General features: G+C 41.9%; 16 protein-coding genes. 1 reads left to right on the top strand and 15 read right to left on the bottom strand.

Annotated elements, in window-relative coordinates; translation table 11 throughout:
- Nucleotides 1-85 precede the first annotated feature (85 nt).
- The 4 genes from addA to O3652_RS02385 all read right to left on the bottom strand — a co-directional run bounded on the left by addA (nucleotide 86) and on the right by O3652_RS02385 (nucleotide 7,991).
- Nucleotides 86-3,739: a helicase-exonuclease AddAB subunit AddA gene (gene addA, locus O3652_RS02400; RefSeq protein WP_371590033.1), complete on the bottom strand. Its 3,654-nt coding sequence runs from the start codon at nucleotides 3,737-3,739 to the stop codon at nucleotides 86-88.
- Nucleotides 3,736-7,011 (bottom strand): ATP-dependent nuclease subunit B, encoded by a 3,276-nt coding sequence (gene rexB / locus O3652_RS02395; protein WP_371590032.1) that lies wholly within the window; start codon nucleotides 7,009-7,011, stop codon nucleotides 3,736-3,738. Before rexB ends, addA begins: the two co-directional genes overlap by 4 nt.
- Before the next feature lie 106 nt (nucleotides 7,012-7,117).
- Complete coding sequence (locus tag O3652_RS02390; protein ID WP_125413642.1) at nucleotides 7,118-7,537, bottom strand: EVE domain-containing protein; 420 nt, start codon at nucleotides 7,535-7,537, stop codon at nucleotides 7,118-7,120.
- Nucleotides 7,530-7,991, bottom strand: a complete 462-nt coding sequence (locus O3652_RS02385) for a MarR family winged helix-turn-helix transcriptional regulator (protein ID WP_084881260.1) — start codon at nucleotides 7,989-7,991, stop codon at nucleotides 7,530-7,532. The genes O3652_RS02390 and O3652_RS02385 overlap by 8 nt, the downstream gene beginning before the upstream one ends.
- Nucleotides 7,992-8,137: 146 nt before the next feature.
- On the opposite strand from O3652_RS02385, the gene O3652_RS02380 reads away from it, so the two are divergent.
- Entirely contained in the window at nucleotides 8,138-8,947 is an 810-nt protein-coding gene (locus O3652_RS02380; protein WP_125413643.1) for a Cof-type HAD-IIB family hydrolase, read from the top strand.
- Nucleotides 8,948-8,992: 45 nt separating this feature from the next.
- Here O3652_RS02380 and O3652_RS02375 read toward each other — a convergent pair whose 3' ends face one another.
- The 11 genes from O3652_RS02375 to O3652_RS02325 all read right to left on the bottom strand — a co-directional run bounded on the left by O3652_RS02375 (nucleotide 8,993) and on the right by O3652_RS02325 (nucleotide 19,585).
- Entirely contained in the window at nucleotides 8,993-9,730 is a 738-nt protein-coding gene (locus tag O3652_RS02375) for a TraX family protein (protein WP_125413644.1), read from the bottom strand.
- 144 nt (nucleotides 9,731-9,874) lie between these two features.
- Nucleotides 9,875-10,750: an N-carbamoylputrescine amidase gene (gene aguB / locus O3652_RS02370; RefSeq protein WP_125413645.1), complete on the bottom strand. Its 876-nt coding sequence runs from the start codon at nucleotides 10,748-10,750 to the stop codon at nucleotides 9,875-9,877.
- Nucleotides 10,751-10,759: 9 nt separating this feature from the next.
- A complete protein-coding gene (aguA, locus tag O3652_RS02365) occupies nucleotides 10,760-11,845 on the bottom strand; it encodes an agmatine deiminase (RefSeq protein ID WP_125413646.1) in 1,086 nt (361 codons plus the stop codon).
- Nucleotides 11,842-12,969, bottom strand: a complete 1,128-nt coding sequence (gene nspC, locus O3652_RS02360) for a carboxynorspermidine decarboxylase (protein ID WP_125413647.1) — start codon at nucleotides 12,967-12,969, stop codon at nucleotides 11,842-11,844. The genes aguA and nspC overlap by 4 nt, the downstream gene beginning before the upstream one ends.
- On the bottom strand, nucleotides 12,969-14,228 hold the full coding sequence (locus O3652_RS02355; protein WP_000088752.1) for a saccharopine dehydrogenase family protein: 1,260 nt from the start codon (nucleotides 14,226-14,228) through the stop codon (nucleotides 12,969-12,971). Before O3652_RS02355 ends, nspC begins: the two co-directional genes overlap by 1 nt.
- Complete coding sequence (gene speE / locus O3652_RS02350; RefSeq protein ID WP_000366719.1) at nucleotides 14,225-15,085, bottom strand: polyamine aminopropyltransferase; 861 nt, start codon at nucleotides 15,083-15,085, stop codon at nucleotides 14,225-14,227. Before speE ends, O3652_RS02355 begins: the two co-directional genes overlap by 4 nt.
- Nucleotides 15,086-16,546 carry an aminotransferase class I/II-fold pyridoxal phosphate-dependent enzyme gene (locus O3652_RS02345; RefSeq protein WP_371590031.1) on the bottom strand — a complete coding sequence of 487 codons (1,461 nt, stop codon included), beginning with the start codon at nucleotides 16,544-16,546 and terminating at the stop codon, nucleotides 15,086-15,088. It abuts the gene before it with no gap.
- 623 nt (nucleotides 16,547-17,169) lie between these two features.
- Complete coding sequence (locus O3652_RS02340; protein ID WP_070567340.1) at nucleotides 17,170-17,724, bottom strand: hypothetical protein; 555 nt, start codon at nucleotides 17,722-17,724, stop codon at nucleotides 17,170-17,172.
- 178 nt (nucleotides 17,725-17,902) lie between these two features.
- Nucleotides 17,903-18,409 (bottom strand): YfbM family protein, encoded by a 507-nt coding sequence (locus tag O3652_RS02335; RefSeq protein WP_070567338.1) that lies wholly within the window; start codon nucleotides 18,407-18,409, stop codon nucleotides 17,903-17,905.
- Between the two features lie 96 nt (nucleotides 18,410-18,505).
- Nucleotides 18,506-18,688, bottom strand: coding sequence for a hypothetical protein (locus tag O3652_RS02330; protein ID WP_049518676.1), 183 nt, complete (start codon nucleotides 18,686-18,688; stop codon nucleotides 18,506-18,508).
- 21 nt (nucleotides 18,689-18,709) lie between these two features.
- Nucleotides 18,710-19,585 (bottom strand): DUF4300 family protein, encoded by an 876-nt coding sequence (locus tag O3652_RS02325; RefSeq protein ID WP_049518674.1) that lies wholly within the window; start codon nucleotides 19,583-19,585, stop codon nucleotides 18,710-18,712.
- Nucleotides 19,586-19,634 lie beyond the last annotated feature (49 nt).

Raw genomic sequence — 19,634 nt, 5'->3', positions numbered from 1 at the left:
AAACTAGGAAGCTAGCCGTAGGCTGTACTTGAGTACGGCAAGGTGAAGCTGACGTGGTTTGAATTTGATTTTCGAAGAGTATAAATTATACTTTTACAACTTGAATCTCATCTTTACCGAGTAAAATCAAATATTTTTCAATGTTTTCAATCAAATAAGCTCGTGTTAAGGCCTCACCATATAGGGCTAACTGACCACGATAACGGTCTATGAGTTGACTTGGCTCATCGTAGCGGTCTGTCTTGTAGTCGAAAAGAACGATACGATTCTCATAAAGCAGATAGCCATCCAAGATCCCACGAACAACAAAGTCTTCCTGACTCTTTTGGTCTCGTTTGAGCATAGAGAAAGGTTGCTCGCGATAGAGATGGTCGGTATTAGCAAGAATCTCCTGACCAAGTAGTGTGTCAAAGAATGCGAGAATTTTAGAAAGATTGATCTTGTCTCTTACAGCTGGACTGGTTTGAACTTGTTTGAGAGTTTCTGTCAGGCTAGCAAGCGTTAGTCGCTGGCTGAGGTCAATTCTCTGCATGAGTTCGTGGGTTGCACTACCAATCTCAGCTCCAGTTACCTTTTCTTTAGTTGAAAAATCTGGTAAATCAAAGCAGATTTGCTTTTCCGGTGATTGAGTTTGGTTAGTAATTTCTACCCCTTCCATATCCATAACCGGTTCGTAGAATTTCTTGATTTGGCTTGGGGTTTGAACACTTGGTAGTTCAATAGCTGCGCGGTGAAGAGTATTATAAACTTCCACCTCTTTCAGCATTTCAAGGGCTTCTTTAATTGTTTCTGACTGGCGATTGCCTGCTTGAGATCTATCTTGTAGAGGGCTCTTGTTTTCCAATTCTCCGATAGCCTCTCTAGTCAACTGGTCTTCACCAACAAAGCGATAGCTAAAGTTGAGATCTTCCTTGGCAAATACTTTACTGATAGTCCAGATCCAATCTTGGAAATTTCTTGCTTGCAGTCTGGTATTGCTATCTAATTTTCCGCTATTTGCTGCTGGGTATTCCTTTGCTTCCAGCTTTTCACGAGAACCCTTGCCAACAAGATAGAGCTTTTTCTCAGCTCTCGTCATGGCAACATACAGCAGACGCATCTGCTCTGAATAGCTAGCCAATTGTAATTCTTCTTCATTCTGCGTATAAGTTAGACTGGGAATGGAGAGTTTGATGGTTTTAGGATAGTGTGCTTCCACTGCTCCTGTTTCCACTTTGGCAATGTATTTGACACCAAGCCCATTTTGACGACTGAGAATAACTTCTGACATCGAGTCTTGCTTGTTGAAGTCCTGATCCATGTTGAGGATAAAGACGTAAGGAAACTCTAGTCCTTTGCTCTTGTGAATGGTCATGAGCTCCACTGCATCTTTTGGCGGAGCGACGGCTACGCTTGCGAGATCGTGCTGGGCTTCCAAGACTTGGTCAATCATACGAATAAAACGAGACAAGCCCTTGAAATTGCTCTTTTCAAACTGATCAGCACGTAGCGCTAGGGCATAGAGATTGGCCTGTCTAGCAGGTCCGTTTGGCAAAGCCCCAACATAGTCATAATAAAAACGGTCATTATAAATCTTCCAAATCAAGTCATAGAGAGAGTGGGTTTTGGCATATAAGCGCCAAGAATCCAAAATATCCATGAATTGATTGAGTTTTTCAGCTAGAGCTGTATAAATCAAGTTTTTCTTACTTGTTGCCTGTTTTTGAGCATTGACCAGTTTCTCATAGAGATTTTCTTGGACCTTATCTTCTACTTTCTGAAGGGATAAGCGTGCCAACTCGTCCTCATCAAAACCAAACATAGGAGACTTCATCAGAGCTACCAAGGCATAGTCTTGCAGGGAATTGTGAATGACACGAAGGGTGTCTAACATGACTTGTACTTCAAGGGATTGGAGATAATTGTTTTGCTCACCGTCGGTTTTAACTGGAATTCCGTACTCAGACAGGGCGAGGAGAATCTGGTCATTTCGACTACGACTGGAAGTCAAAAGGGCAATTTCTTTGAAGGCAACACCTTTTTCCTGATGAAGCTTCAGGATTTCCTTGAGGACCAGGCGCATTTCACCGGTTAGTTTCGTATCTGTTTGGCTCTCTTCCTCCTCTTGTTCGCTGTCGTCCTTATCGTAGAGGAGAAATTCTGCCTTGTTGTCTGGATTGGGAGTCAGTCTGGTATTGGCAAAAACAAGCTGGTGCATGCTGTCATAGTTGATTTCACCGACCTCTTGATCCATAAGGCGTACAAAAACATCATTGGTTGCAGACAGCACTTCTGAACTACTACGGAAATTTTCCTTGAGGAGAATCAACTTGCCTTCTTGAGGATTTTGCGCATAGCGTTGGAATTTTTCATTGAAAATCTGGGGATCTGCCTGACGGAAACGGTAGATAGACTGCTTGATATCTCCCACCATAAAGCGATTGTGACCATTCGACAGCAATTCCAGCATTCGTTCTTGAATGTGGTTGGTATCCTGATACTCATCAACCATGACTTCGTGGAATCTCTCCTGATAAGCCTCGCGGACTTGTGGGAAATTCTCTAAAATTTCAATGGTGAAATGACTGATATCAGCGAATTCAAAGGCATTTTCTTGGCGTTTACATTCACGATAAGCCTCCACAAAATCACTCATAAAGGTTTGGAAGGTTTTAGCTAGCTCCCAAGTATCTTCATGATAACGTTCTTGATAGTCGAGAATGGTTATCTGGTCCGCCAGTTGTCCTAGTTTAGCAAACTTGGCCTTTCTCTCATCGTTATAGGCATCAGCCAGTGGCTTCAAATCGGCCTTACGACTGGAGTTAGCTAGAGATCGACCATTTTTCTCCTTAGAGATGGCGATAATACGCGCAAGCACAGCTTGATAAGCCTGGCTATCGGACTCTTGATTTAAGGAGCCAATTTCATCCAGAACCAGCTGCACATTTTCTAAATAGGCAGCTTTTGGAAACTCATTGGCATCGTTATCCAGATGATAACGGAAGAAACTTTCCAAGTCCCAAAGCGCCTGCTTTATTTGCTCAGTTAGTTTGTCTTTTTCAATTACAAAGTCAGCTGTTTCAAATCCTTTGAGGAAAGAGTTACTCAACCATTTTTGTGGACTGCTGGTGGATTGAAGAAAATCATAGATTTTGTAGACTTGCTGGCGCAGACCTCGTTCATCCTTACCTCGTCCAGCAAAGTTCTTGACCAAGCGACTAAAGTTTTCTTTATTTTCACCTTGGTAATGGGCTTCAAAAACCTGATGAAAAACTTCGTTTTTTAAGAGTAACTGTTCACTTTCATTTTGTAGAATACGGAAATTCGGTGCGATATCAATCAGATAGCCATGTTTGCCAAGGAATTTTTGTGTGAAAGAGTCCATGGTTCCGATGGCAGCGTTTGGCAGGTCTGCCAACTGACGTCCCAAGTGTTGTTTGAGATCAACATCGTTACTTTCTTGGATTTGTTGGCTAATTTTTTTCTCCAAACGTTCCTTAAGCTCTGTAGCAGCCTTGACGGTAAAGGTTGAGATAAAGAGTTGGCTGATTTCCACGCCACGCGCCAATTGATCCAGAATACGCTCTGCCATGACAAAGGTCTTCCCTGAACCAGCAGACGCTGAAACAAGAATATTCTGCCCTGCCGTATAAATGGCTTCGATTTGCTCAGCTGTTTTCTTCTGTTCCTTGCTCGAACTCGCTTCTGCTTCTTGCAGTTTTTGAATCTCTTCCTCAGTTAAAAAGGAAATGGGCTTCATCGATTCAACTCCTCTCTCATTTTCTCAAACCAAGCTTGCTTGAGTTTTTCTCCGACCAGACGCTTGCCGTCAGCTACTTCTAACTTTTCTAGGAAACGGGCTTGTCCCAAGTGGTAATTGGATTCAAATCCAGTGATGGCTTGGTGTTGCTGGACATACGGGGCAATACTTCTGCCGTTTTCTGTGTATGGATTAATGGCAAAATGGCCTTCTAAAATCTTCTCAGCTGCCTTCTTGTAAAGATGGGCATTGTAGTCCAATAAGAGCTGGAATTCCTCGTCTGTCAGCTGATTGGCCTTGTTTTTGTTATAAAATTCGCCCAAATGACTGCTTTCTTTTTCTAAAAAGAGTCCTTGGTATTTCATTGATTTGCTGGCTTCTGCTACTGCTCCAGCCAGACTTTTAACAGCTAATAAAGATTGGACAGGCTCAGCCATTTCCAAGTACATGGCACCGAAAAAGTTCTGCTCCCCTTCTCTTTTTAGGGCAGCAAGATAGGTTGGCAGTTGGGAATTGAGCCCATTAAAGAAATGAGGAAACTGGAACTGAGTCAGACTAGACTTGTAGTCCACCACTCCTAGCGCTCCATCAGCTTTCAAACGGTCGATTCGGTCAACCTTGCCTCGCACATGGACACTGCGACCATTATCCAATTGAATAAAGGCCTGATCTTTACCACCAAATGTTGCTTCCTCTTGGATGGTTTCAATGGCTGGATTATGACGAAGAATGTGGCCCGTAGTTCGCGCGACATCAAGTAGAACTTCCTTGGTAAACTGGGCTTCCAAACTTTCCTGATAAATAGCTTCAAATTCGCGTTCTTGGCTGGTTTCCTTGATAGCTTGCTCCAGTCGTTGGTCAAACGGATTTTCAGCAGGCAGTTTCAAGGCACGTTCAAAAATACGGTGCAAGAAATTCCCATGACTGCGAGCATCTGGACGCAGGCGCAATTCTTCCTGCAAACCTAAGACATAACGGAGGAAATAACTGTATTCATTGCGGTAAAACTCCGTTAAACCAGAAGTAGACAGGTAAAACTCCTTGTCAGCTGGATAGAGAGCCTGCAAGGTCTCTTTCTCTAATGGCTTGCTGCTTGGGCTAGTTGGGAGTGCAGGATTTGTAAGACCTTTTTGATCAAGTTTTTTCCCCATCACACGCGCTAGAACCTTGACAAAGGTCACATCTTGCTCATTTTCACTAGAACCTGCCTGCTGATGATAGGCAACAAGGCTAGACAAAAGACTGTGATAAGAACCCATATCATCCTTAGACAGACCTTTGTGATGAATCTTCTTCTCTGTCCGATTAAATCCAAAACTCACCAGTTCTTGAAGATAGGCCGATTCCTTACTCTCATTTTCATTGAGGAGACTTGGAGCGGATAACACCAACTGCTTACGAGCAGCATTGGCTAAGGAAAGCATGGTATAGCGATTTTTCTTGAGGTTTTCACTACTTGCAATCAGTAATTGCGCTCCCTCCTCAGTTGCTTGATTTAGACTTTGTCTTTCTTCGTCTGTCAAAAGACTGGTGTTTTGCGCGATTTTTGGCAAATGATCCTGAGTCAGCCCGATGGCGTAGACAAAGTCAGCTGTCAGAGGGGCAATCAGATCGTAACTTTGCACCAGAACGGTGTCCACTGTCGCTGGAATGGTACGATACTGGGATAAGCTCATTCCAGAATGGAGCAAGGCTAGGAAATCCTCTAGACTAACCTGTGTACCAGCGAAAACGGTCGCAAATTGTTCTAAAACATGGCATAAAGCCTTCCAAACTTCGGCTTGTCTTTCCTGTTCTAGAGTTTCCATAGTAGCTGTCAATCCTTGCATCTGCTTGCTTAAAGCAGCATTTTTTAGAAAAGTATTCCACTTTTGCAAGAGATTTTCAGTATTTTGCTTCCGACTGGCAAATAAGGTTTCAAGTGGCGCCAAAACTCGCAGACGAAGAGCATTTAAACGCTCTAAATCAAATTTTCCATGATGGGATTTGGTAAAGGTCTGCTGAAAAGCTGGCAATCCATTGATACCAAGATAGCGGAGATATTGTTCAAAAGCATCAATATCAGCCTGACTAAGGTCGGTATACAGACCAGTTCTGAGGAGATTAATCAAATCCTCCTGACGAAAACGGTAGCGTTTCAAACGCAAAATAGATTCGGCATACTGGGTTAAGGGATGATGGGACATGGATTCACTTCTACCAAGATAGAAAGGAATCTGGTACTGGTCAAAAATGGTTTTCAGTGATAACTGGTAAGAAGCCACATCACCTAAGAGAATGCGAAAATTCTTGTAACTCAGTTCTGGATGGTCATGTAATTTCTGACGAATAGCGCGAGCCACCAGCTCCAACTCCTCTTTTTGCGTCAAACAAGACCAGATTTGCAGGTTTTCACTGTCCTTCTCATCTACATCTAAAGCAAGTTCTGAAAAATCATAAGAAGACTCCAGCAAACGAGATGCCTTGTCAAAACTATCTATTTTCTCATGAGTCTGAGAACGATCCTGAGCAGGTGTTTGGTATTTTGCCCCCAAATGATGAAGAAATTCCACACTGGCTTGGTAGAGATTCCCTTCTGTGAACGGACTGCTATAAGCCTTCTTGCTTGCATAAGCCCCAATAACAATCTCGGCACCTTTTCGATGGAGCAGATCCACTACACGCTCTTCCTCGGCAGAAAAACGGGTAAATCCGTCAATGACCAAGGCAATCTGACTGAAATCACTGCTTACCTTGTCATTCTCAATAGCCTCAATCAAATGGGACAGCTGACTTCCCTGAGCCAACTGACCTTGATTAAGATAGGCAGTCACTTTCTCAAAAATCAAGAGTAAGTCTGCCCGCTTGTCCTCATCTGTCAAACTTTCCAAGTCCAAAAAGCTCATCTGAGCAGTCGTCATCTCATGATAAAGTTCAACCAACTGCTGGATAAATTGAGGATCCTGCTTTATAGCACCATAAACACGCAAGTCCTTGGGATCTAGTTCCGCAAGGCACTTATAAAAAGCCATCCCAAGCCCGATGTCATCTAGACTAGTTTTAGTCGGCAAATCATTCAAGACCAGGTAACGAGCCATTTGAGCGAAACGCGTGACGGTAATCGCAAAAGAAGCCTGCTGGGACAAGCATTCCAGAACGGCGCGTTCCTTTTCAAAAGAAAGAGAGTTGGGGGCGATGTAGAAAACCCGCTTGCCTGCAGCAACTAGCTCTTCTGCCTCTCTGGTTAGAATTTCTGTCAAAGAAGACCGTATATCAGTATAAAGTAATTTCATCTCTGCCTCGTTTGGTTTATCAAAGTTTCTTATTCTATTATAGCAAAGTTCGCTTCACAGTCCAAATCCAAAATTCTAGTTGACAATCATTTAATTTGCAAATCAATCATCCTCCATCATCCACTTCCATATGCTGAAAGATATAGAGAAAAAAGTCTTTGGAAACTTCAAAATGCCCATAACGAAGTCGAGAAGTATAGTCTTTCCATTCAGGATGTTGTCTGGCTATTTCTATGGAGCAATCTTTGACTGGTAGATAATACTCGACATTTCTTCTAAAGGGAAAGAATCCTTCAAACTGCTCTACTTGATAGGCTTTGTCATCTGTAATTTTACCTACGGCCACAAAAGCCTGTAACTTATCTTGACTGTTCATATCGTATTTCGGACTATAGTATAAAAGATAGTCACCTTTTTTCATACGATTTAAGGGTCCGCTCTTTCCATGACAGACCTGACAAAAATTTCCTTCAACTCCTCTTAAAACATGGTTCTTCGAAACAACTCCGACCCAATATCTAGGCATTTTTATCCTCCAACTCTACCAACAAACGATTAAAAACTTCTCTATCGTTAGATAGTTTTTCAAAAAATTCTTCATCAACACCTTCTACTAAAGGTAAAGCTTGATTGACCTTCTCCGCTCCAGACTTCGTCACTGAGACCAGTTTTGCCCGACTATCCTTTGGATGTTGATCACGTCTAATGTAGTCCTTCTTCTCCAGTAGCCTAACAATCTGGGAAACCGTCATGACATCCATACCGGTGAACCGAGCAATATCAACTTGCGTTACATATTCCTCTCTATTAGACAAAAACAAGAGCGAGGTTAAAACGATAAATTGAGGCAAAGTGAGACCAACTGATTTCAAGACTCTTTTTAAATTGCTTTCCCACTTGTTGTAGACTTTGATGAAAAGAAGACCTGTAGATTCTGTTTCATCATTTTTGTAAATTGAATTAAAGTGATACTTTGACATTATTTCTCCTTGAATATTAAGTATACATATTATATAAGAATTTATTTTGTTTTTCAAGAAAAGGAAGCTTGAATTTTACAATTCTGTCAGACATTTTATAGTCTATATGCTATAATAAAAGCAAAACACCTAGAAAAGGAAGTCTTATGATTAAACTACTAGCCTTGGATATGGACGGAACCCTCCTTAATGAAGCCAAGGAAATTCCACAAGCCCACATTACTGCCATTCACCAAGCCATTGAAAAAGGTGTCAAACTGGTTCTCTGTACAGGTCGCCCGCTTTTCGGTGTCCTTCCTTACTACAAAAAACTGGGACTGGACCTTCAGAATGAGTATGTCATCGTCAATAACGGTTGTTCAACCCACCAGACCAGTGACTGGGGGCTAGTTGACTGGCAAGAACTCAGTCCAGCTGACATCGAATACCTCTATGACCTAGCAGAAAAAAGCGACGTCCAGTTGACCCTTTTTGATGAGGAACATTATTTTGTACTCGGTGGCAAGCCTAATCAAATCGTTCAAAATGATGCCAAGCTAGTCTTTTCAGACCTGACTGAAATTTCTCTTGAAGAAGCGACTAGTGGCAAGTATCGTATGTTCCAAGGCATGTTTTTGGGCAACGAAGAACAAACAGACGATTTTGAGCAGCGGTTTGCTGAGGAGCTCTGCCAACGATTTAGCGGTGTTCGTTCGCAGCCTGTCATTTATGAAGCCATGCCACTTGGAACGACCAAGGCTACTGCTCTTTCTCGACTAGCAGCGATTTTGAAGATCGAGCCCTCAGAAATTATGGCCATGGGCGATGCCAATAACGATATCGAAATGCTCCAGTTTGCAGGACTGGGCATTGCAATGGGAAATGCCAGCGACCATGTCAAATCCTTAGCCAATGACGTTACAGCCAGCAACGAAGAAGACGGCGTTGCGCGTGCGATTGAGAAGTATATTTTATAAAAAGAAAAGCAAATAGACAGAAATTACTGCTATTTGCTTTTTTAGCTATTTAACCCAATAAGCAATCAGGGTTATAATCCATAGATGAGCTGGGTAGAAAATATAAAAGAAATATTTACTCCAACTAGTTTCTTTTCCTCGCTGTCCATTATACAAAGCCATAAAAGGAAAGACGGTGATAAAGAGCCAGTCAGAATTGTAAAGCATCATTTCCAGTGTTTGGTGCCAAGTGTCGTAAATTTGGATGGAAGTCACTAACAAGAAGGCCCACAGAAAGGCATAGAGGAGATTTCGCAAGCCCTTGCGATTTCGACAAGAGTAACTAATCAAGAGAAATGGTAGCATGGTGATGCCCCCCTCAGTAAAAAGACACCCGAAAATCAAGAGCCCAGCAAGCCCAATACGACGCCACAACTTCTCCTTTTTATCCAACTCTTTTCTGGGAAAACCAATCCAAAGCATGGTAACACCGATGGCCAAAGTCAAGAAAATATTATTAGTAACCATTACACCCTTAGAGGCAAACAGAGTATTGAGAAGGCTATTTCCAGCAAACATGATCAGCGCCCAAGACCAGAGACGGATGAGGTAGTTTTTCAAGTTTCGAGTATAGATAAAACCTTCCATAGCCATATACGCAAACCAAACTCCCACACAACGGGTCAAGGCGTGAAAGATACCTTCCCACAAAGGAGAAACGATCCCGGTGATATGAGGGATATGGTCCAGAACCATTACTGCCGCCATCAGATACTTCAACTGTGTCGCATTCCATTTTTTCATAATAAACCTCTTTCTTTTTTATCTACATAGAGTATAGCATACATTTCCGCGTATAATCGTACACCTATCTTACATTTAAAAAGCCTATCTTACATTTTTGTAAGACAGACGTGAATATTAAAAATTTATTATGAAAGTTACCTTCTAGTCGGTAATCCGTTGGTACATTTCTGGTCTTCTATCTCGAAATAGTCCCCAGTTGAGGCGTTCACTTGCTCCCTTGTCCAGGTCATAAGTTGCTAACAGAACAGCTTCTCCTTGTCTTTCAGCTCTCTCTAGAATAGCTCCTGTTTCATCCGTCATAAAGGAGGAACCGTAGAAGTCAAGACTAGAACTCTGTCCGCCATTTTCCTCACTAGGAGTGACTTCTTCCAAACCGTAACGATTGGCTGCAATGACTGGGACAATATTTGCTGCTGCGTGCCCTTGCATGGTACGTTGCCAGTGACCGCAACTATCCGTATCTAAGATAGGCTCTGAACCGATAGCGGTTGGGTAAAAGAGCAATTCTGCCCCATTCAACGCAAGACAGCGCGCCGTTTCAGGAAACCATTGATCCCAACAGATGCCAATCCCAATCTTAGCATAGCGAGTATCCCAGACCTTGAAACCAGTGTTACCAGGCGTAAAGTAAAATTTTTCTTGATAATAATGATCATCTGGTATGTGGGTCTTCCGATAAACGCCCAGCACTTCTCCATCAGCATCAATGACGGCGATTGAGTTATACAAGACATTGCCATCTTTTTCGTAGAAACTAATGGGTAGAACAACCTGTAGTTCCTTAGCAATCACTTTAAAATGCTGAATGGCTGTATTTTCTGTCACCGACTGGGCATACTGGTAGTAGTCATACTGACGTTCCTGGCAAAAATACGGACGTTCAAACAGCTCTGGCAAGAGGATGATTTGTGCGCCTTGGTCTGCAGCTTGTCGAACTAAACGTTCCGCTGTTTGGATATTTGTTGCCACATCCTTAGCGCATTGCATCTGGATCGCTGCAACTTTTACATTTCTCATCTTTTTCTCCTATTCTGGGATTTGTTGAGTGATACAGTGGATATTGCCACCACCTAATAGAATATCTCTTGCTGGTATTCCTACGACCTTACGGTCTGGAAAACACTTGCTGAGGATATCTAGGGCCACTTGGTCGTTTACATCCTCAAACTGGGGAACCAAGACAGACTTGTTAGCAATATAGAAATTGACATAGGAAGCTGCCAGACGCTCACCTGCATAACGCTCTTCTTCCCCTTCTTCATAACTATAGCCCGGCAAATCCTTTTCGGTTACAACTTGATGAAGCGCTGGGATTGGCAGTTTATGAATAGTGAAGGGACGACCTTTTGCATCCGTTTCCTTCTCTAAAAGGGCAAGGTCAGCTGCAGACATGGCATACTGAGGATCGTTTTGATCATCTGTCCAAGCCAAGACAAGTTCTGCAGGACCAACGAAGGCTGCAACATTGTCAACGTGTTCATTGGTTTCGTCCTGATAAATACCATAAGGTAGCCAAATAACTTTTTCAGCGCCAAGGCTCTCCAATAAGGTGTTTTCGATTTCCTCTTTAGACAGGTGGGGATTGCGTCCAGGACTTAGAAGACAACTTTCAGTCACAAGAATGGTTCCTTGACCATCGCTATGGATCGCGCCGCCTTCCAGTACAAAAGGTTTGGCATCATAAACAGGTATCTCTAAAACTTCTGCAAAACGACTGGCTACTTGGTCATCCTCTTCATAATCTTGATAAAGACCATCGACAGCACCACCCCAGGCATTAAAAGACCAATCTACTGCCAATTTTTCTCTTTTATCATTGACGAGAATGGTCGGACCTGTATCACGCGCCCAGGCATCATTTGTCGGGATATCTAAATAAACAACCTTGTCTCCGAGATAGGACTGGGCTTCAGATAGATAATCCTGCTCCACCAAAAGGTAAACCCTTTCCCCTTCTGCTATAGTCTTAATAATCTGGCTAAATGCTTTTTTGGCAGCCTTTCCTTGAAAGGACCATGAACCTGGTCGAGTCGGCCAGATCATGAGGGTGCCATGATGGGGTTCGTACTCTGCTGGCATACGATAGCCTGCTTTTTTCGGAGTTTCTATCATGATAATCTCCCTTTAAAGTCTTGATAGCCAAAGGCTTTGACTAAGCTACAGTCACCTTGCTCGTCCATGAGATAGAGACTTGGGAGGCCAATACCGTTAAAAGTATTATTTTTGACAAAGGAATAAATAGCCATGTCTTCGAAATAGAGTCTGTCACCAATTTCAACTGGATTTTCAAAACTATAGTCGCCAATCACATCACCCGTTAGACAGGTATTGGAAGAAAGTCTATAGGTATGGGCTTTTTCCTGAGCTTCAAAGCCATTTCTCAAAGGTGGACGATAGGGCATCTCAAGTACATCAGGCATATGGCAGGTCGCGGACGCATCTAAAACCAAGATTTCCATACCGTTTTCTACAATATCCAATACTTCAGTTGCTAGATAACCCGCATTGAGCGCAATAGCTTCACCCGGCTCGATGTAGACTTCAAGATTGTAAGTTTCTCGAATTCTTTTAATCTCAGAAATCAGCAAATCCACATCGTAGTCTTCTCTTGTGATGTGGTGGCCGCCACCCATATTGAGCCATTTGACCTCATGTAAATAAGGACCAAACTGAGCTTCTACAGCTTTCAAAGTTGTCTCTAAATCATCCGCCCCTTGCTCACAAAGGGTATGAAAATGAAGCCCATCCACTAAGTCCAGCAAATCACTCGGTACCTTGTCTAGGCTAACTCCAAAACGAGATCCAGGTGCACAAGGATCGTAGAGCGCGTGATCTCCTTGAGTTGAACACTGTGGGTTGAGACGCAAACCAACACTAATACCAGCCTCTCGGCAACGAGCCCCATGTTTCCGCAACTGTCTCTCCGAATTGAAGACGATATGGTCCGTTATCTCCAGCAATTCCTCCAAGTCTGCATCCTTGAAAGCAGGTGCAAATACATGGACTTCCCCTGGGAACTCTTCTCTAGCTAACTTAGCCTCATAGAGACCACTAGCCGTCGTACCTGACAGATACTGACTAATCAAGGGATAGGTTTTGTAGAGGGAATAAGCCTTCTGAGCAAGTAAAACCTTGCAGCCCGCTTCTTCCTGAACTTGCTGTAAAATCCGGCAATTTTCCTCTAGTTTGGCTAAGTCAATGACGTAGGCTGGTGTTGGTACTTGTTCTAACTTCATTAGTCCACCATTTGCGGATTTTCAACCACAACCCAAGGCAAGCCATACTCATTCAAAGCTTCCATAAATGGATCTGGATCCAATTCTTCAAGATTATAAACCCCAGGTTGTTTCCAAGTACCATTCATCACTAATTTTGTCCCAATCATGGCTGGAACACCAGTCGTGTAAGAAATGGCTTGTGAACCAACTTCTGCGTAACATTCCTGATGGTCGCAAACATTGTAGATATAGATGGTCTTTTCAACACCGTCTTTGACACCTGTAAAGATACAGCCGATATTGGTTTTTCCAACAGTGCGTGGGCCAAGGCTGGCAGGATCAGGAAGCAAGGCTTTTAAGAATTGAATCGGCACAATGTCTTGTCCATTAAAGTTAATAGCATCCGTACGAAGGAGACCAACGTTTTCCAAGCATTTCATATGCGTTAGATAAGATTGACCAAAAGTCATAAAGAAACGAATACGTTTGACTCCAGGAATGTTTTTGGCCAATGATTCGATTTCTTCATGGTGAAGAAGATACATGTCTTTTTGTCCAACTTGAGGGAAATCATACTCACGCTTGATAGACATAGCTTCAACTTCGACCCATTTTCCATCTTCCCAGTAAGAACCTGGCGCAGAAACCTCGCGGAGATTGATTTCTGGGTTAAAGTTTGTTGCAAATGGATAACCGTGGTCACCACCATTACAGTCTAAAATATCGATATAGTGGATTTCATCAAAATAATGTTTAAGGGCGTAAGCTGAAAAAACGCTGGTTACACCTGGGTCAAAGCCAGATCCAAGCAGAGCAGTCAAGCCTGCTTCTTTGAATTTTTCCTGATAAGCCCACTGCCATGAGTAGTCAAAGTAGGCTGTAAAACCAAGTTCCTTGCAGCGTTTTTCGTAGATGGCACGCCACTCAGGATCTTCTGTATCCTCTGCCTCGTAGTTAGCTGTGTCGATATAGTGAACTCCAGTCGCTAAACAAGCATCCATAATGGTCAAGTCTTGGTATGGTAAAGCTACGTTCAAAACGGCTTCTGGCTTGTAGCTTTCAATCAAGGCAACCACTTCTTCTACCTTGTCTGCATCAAGAGCAGCTGTCTCAATCTTAGTACTTGTTTTGCCTTCTAGTTTAGCTTTCAAGTCATCACATTTTGACTTGGTACGGCTAGCAATCATAATTTCTTTAAAGGTTTCGCTATCTTGGCAAATCTTTGAAATAGCAACTTGGGCAACGCCCCCACATCCAATAACTAATAAACGACTCATTTTTTTCCTTCCTCTTCTTCTAAAATGTCTTCTACATACTTGGGCAACATAAAGGCCCCCACATGTAAGTTTGCAGTGTAGTATTCTGTGAAAAGCTGGCGTTTTCTCCAGCCTTCCTTGTCAAAATCTTTGACAGGGTGGTATTTTTTCGATGCAAATCCAAATAGCCAATAGCCAGCTGGACTGGTTGGGATGTGCGCCTGATAAACCCGACTGATTGGAAAGGCTTGATTGACCTTACGGTGCATACTTCGGCAAGCTGACTCATCTTCGTCAAAGAAAGGACTCCCATGCTGGTAAATCATGATCCCGTCTTCCTTCAGAGCTCTGTAACTGTTACCGTAAAATTCCTTGGTAAAGAGCCCTTCCGTATGTCCAAATGGATCTGTCGCATCGTTGATAATGATATCGTAATCATCCTCACAGTTTCTCAAAAATCGCAGTCCATTTTGATAGTAAATGGTAACACGAGGATCATCTAGCCCTGCAGCAAAGTCTGGGAAATACTCACGACAGACCTCAACCAACATCTCATCTGGTTCCACAATATCGATTTGCTCCAGTTCAGGATAGAGCGTTAATACTTGGGCAACACCGCCATCACCACCCCCAATAACCAAGACTTTCTTGGGATTTGGGTGGACAGCCATGGGAACGTGGACGGTCATTTCATTGTAGACAAAGTCATCCGCATCTGAAAACAAGACATGGCCATTTAAGATTAGTATTTTCCCAAAAGCTGGTGTGTCTAAAACTTCGATATCCTGCCATTCACTTTTACCAGCGTAGAGTTGCTTGGCGGTTCTCAGGGACAATTTCACATCTGGAGTATGAACTTCAGAAAACCATAAATCCATCTAGTTCTCCTTTCTCTTAATGACGTTGATGTGATTGACCTCTGGATCTTCCGTCCCTTGGAGGGAGCAACCACGTTCTTTGGCAAATTGGATATAGTCTACAATTTCTCGTGTAATGCGTTCACCTGGTGCTAGGATTGGAATTCCTGGAGGATAGCACATGACAAATTCCCCACAGACTTGTCCAACAGATTCGTCTAAGCTTAAACTTTTTCTTTCTGAATAAAAGGCTTCCTGAGGAGACAGGACTAACTCGGGCTGGATATATTCACCAGCAATCAAGTCCTTCCCATCTCTCGAGTAGAGTCTCTTGATATCCGCCAAAGCACCAACCAGACGCTCAATGTCTTGGATGCGGTCACCGATTGAAATATAGGCCAATATATTGCCAATATCCCCAAACTCGATCTGAATATCGTATTCGTCTCGCAAGAGGTCATAAACCTCAATACCGGTTAAGCCAATACCCTGAGTGTAAACGGACAACTTGGTTACATCAAAATCACAGACTGACACACCGTCTATGAACTCTTTTGAGTAGGCATAATAACCACCGATAGCATTGATTTCACGACGAGCATACTCAGATAGTTCAATAACCTTTTCAAAAGACTCTTTGCCACGAAGGGCTAAGTTGCGACGTGAAATATCCAAACTAGCCATCAACAAATAAGAGGCAGATGTAGACTGGGTCAGGTTGATGATCTGACGAACATACTCAGGGTTCATCTGCTCCCCGATAAGTAAAATGGAGCTCTGAGTCAAACTCCCACCAGACTTATGCATAGAGACCGCCGCCATATCAGCCCCTGCATCCATAGCAGAAATTGGAAGTTTATCTGTAAAATGCAAATGAGCTCCATGGGCTTCATCCACTAAAACCAGCATGCCTGCTTCATGAGCCATTTCCGTTAAACCCTTGAGGTCTGAACAAATTCCATAGTAGGTTGGATTGTTGATTAGGATAGCCTTGGCATCTGGATGTTCCTTTATAGCGTGAGCCACACGGTCATTTTCAAGACCTAAAGCGATGCCAATTTTAGGATCTACACTCATCTCGATATAGATGGGAATGGCACCACATAGAACCAGCGCATTGATAGCAGATTTATGGACATTACGTGGCAGAATAATCTTATCTCCTGCCTTGCAGGTGGAAAGAATCATGGTTTGAACAGATGAAGTTGTTCCCCCAATCATGAGAAAGGCATGGGCTGCACCAAAAGCATCCGCAGCTAATTCCTCCGCATCCCGAATAATCGAAATGGGATGACCAAGATTATCCAAGGGTTTCATAGAATTGACATCAATGCCAACACATTTTTCTCCTAACAGTTCGACAAGTTCTGGATTTCCTCGTCCACGCTTGTGACCTGGCACATCAAAGGGGACAATCCTTTTCTTGCGTAGTTTGACCAAAGCCTCGTAAATTGGGGCTTGGTTTTGATCTAACTTCTTCAAGACATACTCCTTTACCGTATTTTTAGCACCTCAAGAAGATAAAGGCGACTAAAGGTTGACTTATGAAAAAAGAGCAGGTTTTCACCTGCTCTGCAATCTTCTGACGTGTGTATTTTGGTTTCTGTTGAGTATGTCTGTTCCTGATGTTTCCTAACTCTCTAGTAGCAAATATTACGTACTTTATTGATCGTTTCACAAGATGACGTGTGCTTTCACCACACTAAAAATTTATGAATTAGGACAAGCGTCCTAACATCAACTTATAAAAGTAGGCTTTTAACCCTATCAATAATGTGGCTTTTCAACCACGCTTCGGCATTCAACCCTGCCTGTCCGTAGGCATTTTTTACTCGGGTTTATATTTGCTAGAAAACATCTTCTCATTTTCTAAGCCTTATAACTATATCATGTTTATAAAAGCTTGTAAAGCATTTTGTGAAACTTTTTTAAATAATTTTGTTTTTTGTTCGTCAAATTCTGTTGAACTATAAAAAGAAATCGTTTTAAATCGTTATCTGCATAAGAAAAAAGAAACTACAGACATTAACTTCTTCAATAATTCTTCAAGTATAACTTGATATTGAAAATCAGTTCTTTTCATCAGATTTTATACACATTTCTAGCTAGGAAGTGCGAATCAACTGCTCCAATTCTACTTCTGAAAGCTGGCCTTGATTGTAAAGTTTTCTAAGTAAGTCCTCATCTACGGTAATTGAATAGTAATCCGTCACAAACTCATGAAATTTCTCAAAACTGTCAAAGAAATAGGATAACAACCATTCGCCACCGTCCTGCTCTTGGTAGGTATTTTGATGCTCTTGACCGTCATACCAGATAAAGAAAGTTGTTTCATCTTTTTGCTCTTCTGAGTATAGGTTTTGATACTTTTCATCTAGTCCTCTATAAAATCCGTCTATGATGTCTTGATCCCACTCGTCAGCAGCAAATTGACTCAAACTGCTTTCATGATCAAAGCCCTTTATAAGGATCATTTTATCAGTGAAAATCACATCTAGAGAATCACCAGAACCGTTGTCGATAAGGTAACGGATTCCGTAGCTTCCCTCAGTCTTAAAGATCAATCGAAGCCAGGTCTCATTTGGATCTGTTCGATACTCATCAATGACAAGTAAGGCATCTAAACGTGTCTTTGCATTTTCCCATTCAATTTTTCCCATCTCTTTAATCCTCCATCTTAAAGTTTAAAATCTATTATGCTTACAAATTCTATAACCAATTTCTATCTATTCCGTCCGACTATACTGTGGAATATTTTCTTCACCAGACAAATCATCAGGTGTACGATTTTCTACATGTACATTCATCACGCACCTGACTAACAGTTGGTAAAAGTAGTTAACAAATAGTCACTAGGACATTTCCTTTGAGAGTTAAGATTTTCTTATAAAAGTCCTTCATTTTTACAAAACAGGTTCGAATATCATCCTTGATTTCTTCCTCTTCATCAAGATAATCCCAAATATCGGGATACAAATCTGCCTTCTTGCATGCTTCCATGCTAAAGTTAGCTAAAGCCCTATCCATGTCAAAATTCTCTAATGCTTGAACAATCTCAGCTATCTTTGAGTGTTCAGTATAGGCTATATACTCCGATACATTTTCTAAAGAAGTTACTCCCAAGACAGCTTCTCTCAAGGGATCGTCATCCATAAATTCTGAACTACTAAAACCTGTCATAACAAAGAGTAAGGCATCCCACATTTTGTCAATATCTATCAACGTATCATTTCCCTCAGGATAATCCTCTACCAAGTCAAGCAAATCCTCTTCTTGACAAGAATACCGCTTTATTTGGCTTAATTCATTATCAGATAGATATTGATAATTAGCAATCATTCCCATAATGTTTCCTCCTATAAGTTCCTTAGAATAGCACTAATGTTACTAGTTCCCTTTCTTGAAAAAGGCAAGAAATCTACTGTTTTTGGATACTCCTCCTTATTTCTCATTCTCATCTTCCGTCACTTCCCAGACTTCTGACTGATAACCCTCACCATCTATATCATAGCGCTGCATATAGCCTATAAATTTTTCCTTTTTATTTGCCTTACGAGGCTTGAGAATGTTTACAGCCCAGAATCCGATAAGAATGATAACTAAAAACGCTACTACTGTCTCCATACTGTTTCTCCCTTGCCTACCTTAATATCCTTCAACCCACTTTTCATTGTCCATGATGAAAGGCTTAGCTAGTCCGTCACCTGTGTAATCCGCATATTTGGTGGATAGATACTTGTAACAATCTTCCTTTCTCGTAAACTTAATAGCTTGATAAGGCTCTTCAAAAGTCAGTTTTTCTACAAATAAGAAACCATCATCAGCTGGCACTAAAACACCTACGTGTCCAACAAAAAGGAACTCTCCATCCAAATTATCATGCAACACAACAGACAACATCCGAGCTTTATCATTGAATTGAAACTGGGAGAAGAATTTCTCCATCTTCTGCGCGTGAACTTTTACATCCGTTGTCGCTTCCGTCTCCACCCTAGAAAATAGAATATCAAACTCTTCCTTATCTTTCGCGTCAAATAGATTTCCCTTATCGATAGCATCGTTATCCACAAAAAGTAGCTGGTCATTCTTTTCAAGTTTTGGGATCGTGACTGAATTTTTTAATAACGCATAGCTATTGATGCGGCAGTTGGTCCCGACAAAGTCACCCTTTCTTTGATTCCAGAGACTGCTGATTTTCTCTACATCGTATTCTGTCTTTGTAAAGGAAGCAAAATCACCACTTAAGCCAGTGGAACCGACAGTCGCATTATAGTCTGTGACAAGATTGAAAAATGCATCAACACTATTTGTATCCAAATGAGCTGATAAGAGTGATTTGACCTCTTTGATACTGACCTGATTGTTCAGATTGGTATATGAAGCCGTCCAAGGAACTTTATCTGAACTGGTCTGTATCTGATTTGTAGCTTCAGTGCTCGTATTATTTTGGTGACAAGCAGCCAATCCAAATAATAAGGGCAAGCACATTCCAAAGGCTACTACTTTTCTCGTTCGTTTCATGCAATTCTCCTTCTAGACTACAAGTCTCTTTTTCATTTAAATAGCATTC

Origin of the sequence: Streptococcus sp. 27098_8_23, assembly GCF_041432195.1 — a bacterium.
GTDB lineage: Bacteria > Bacillota > Bacilli > Lactobacillales > Streptococcaceae > Streptococcus.
Note: the sequence above shows the minus strand (reverse complement) of the source record. Positions and strands in the feature narration are given on the sequence as shown.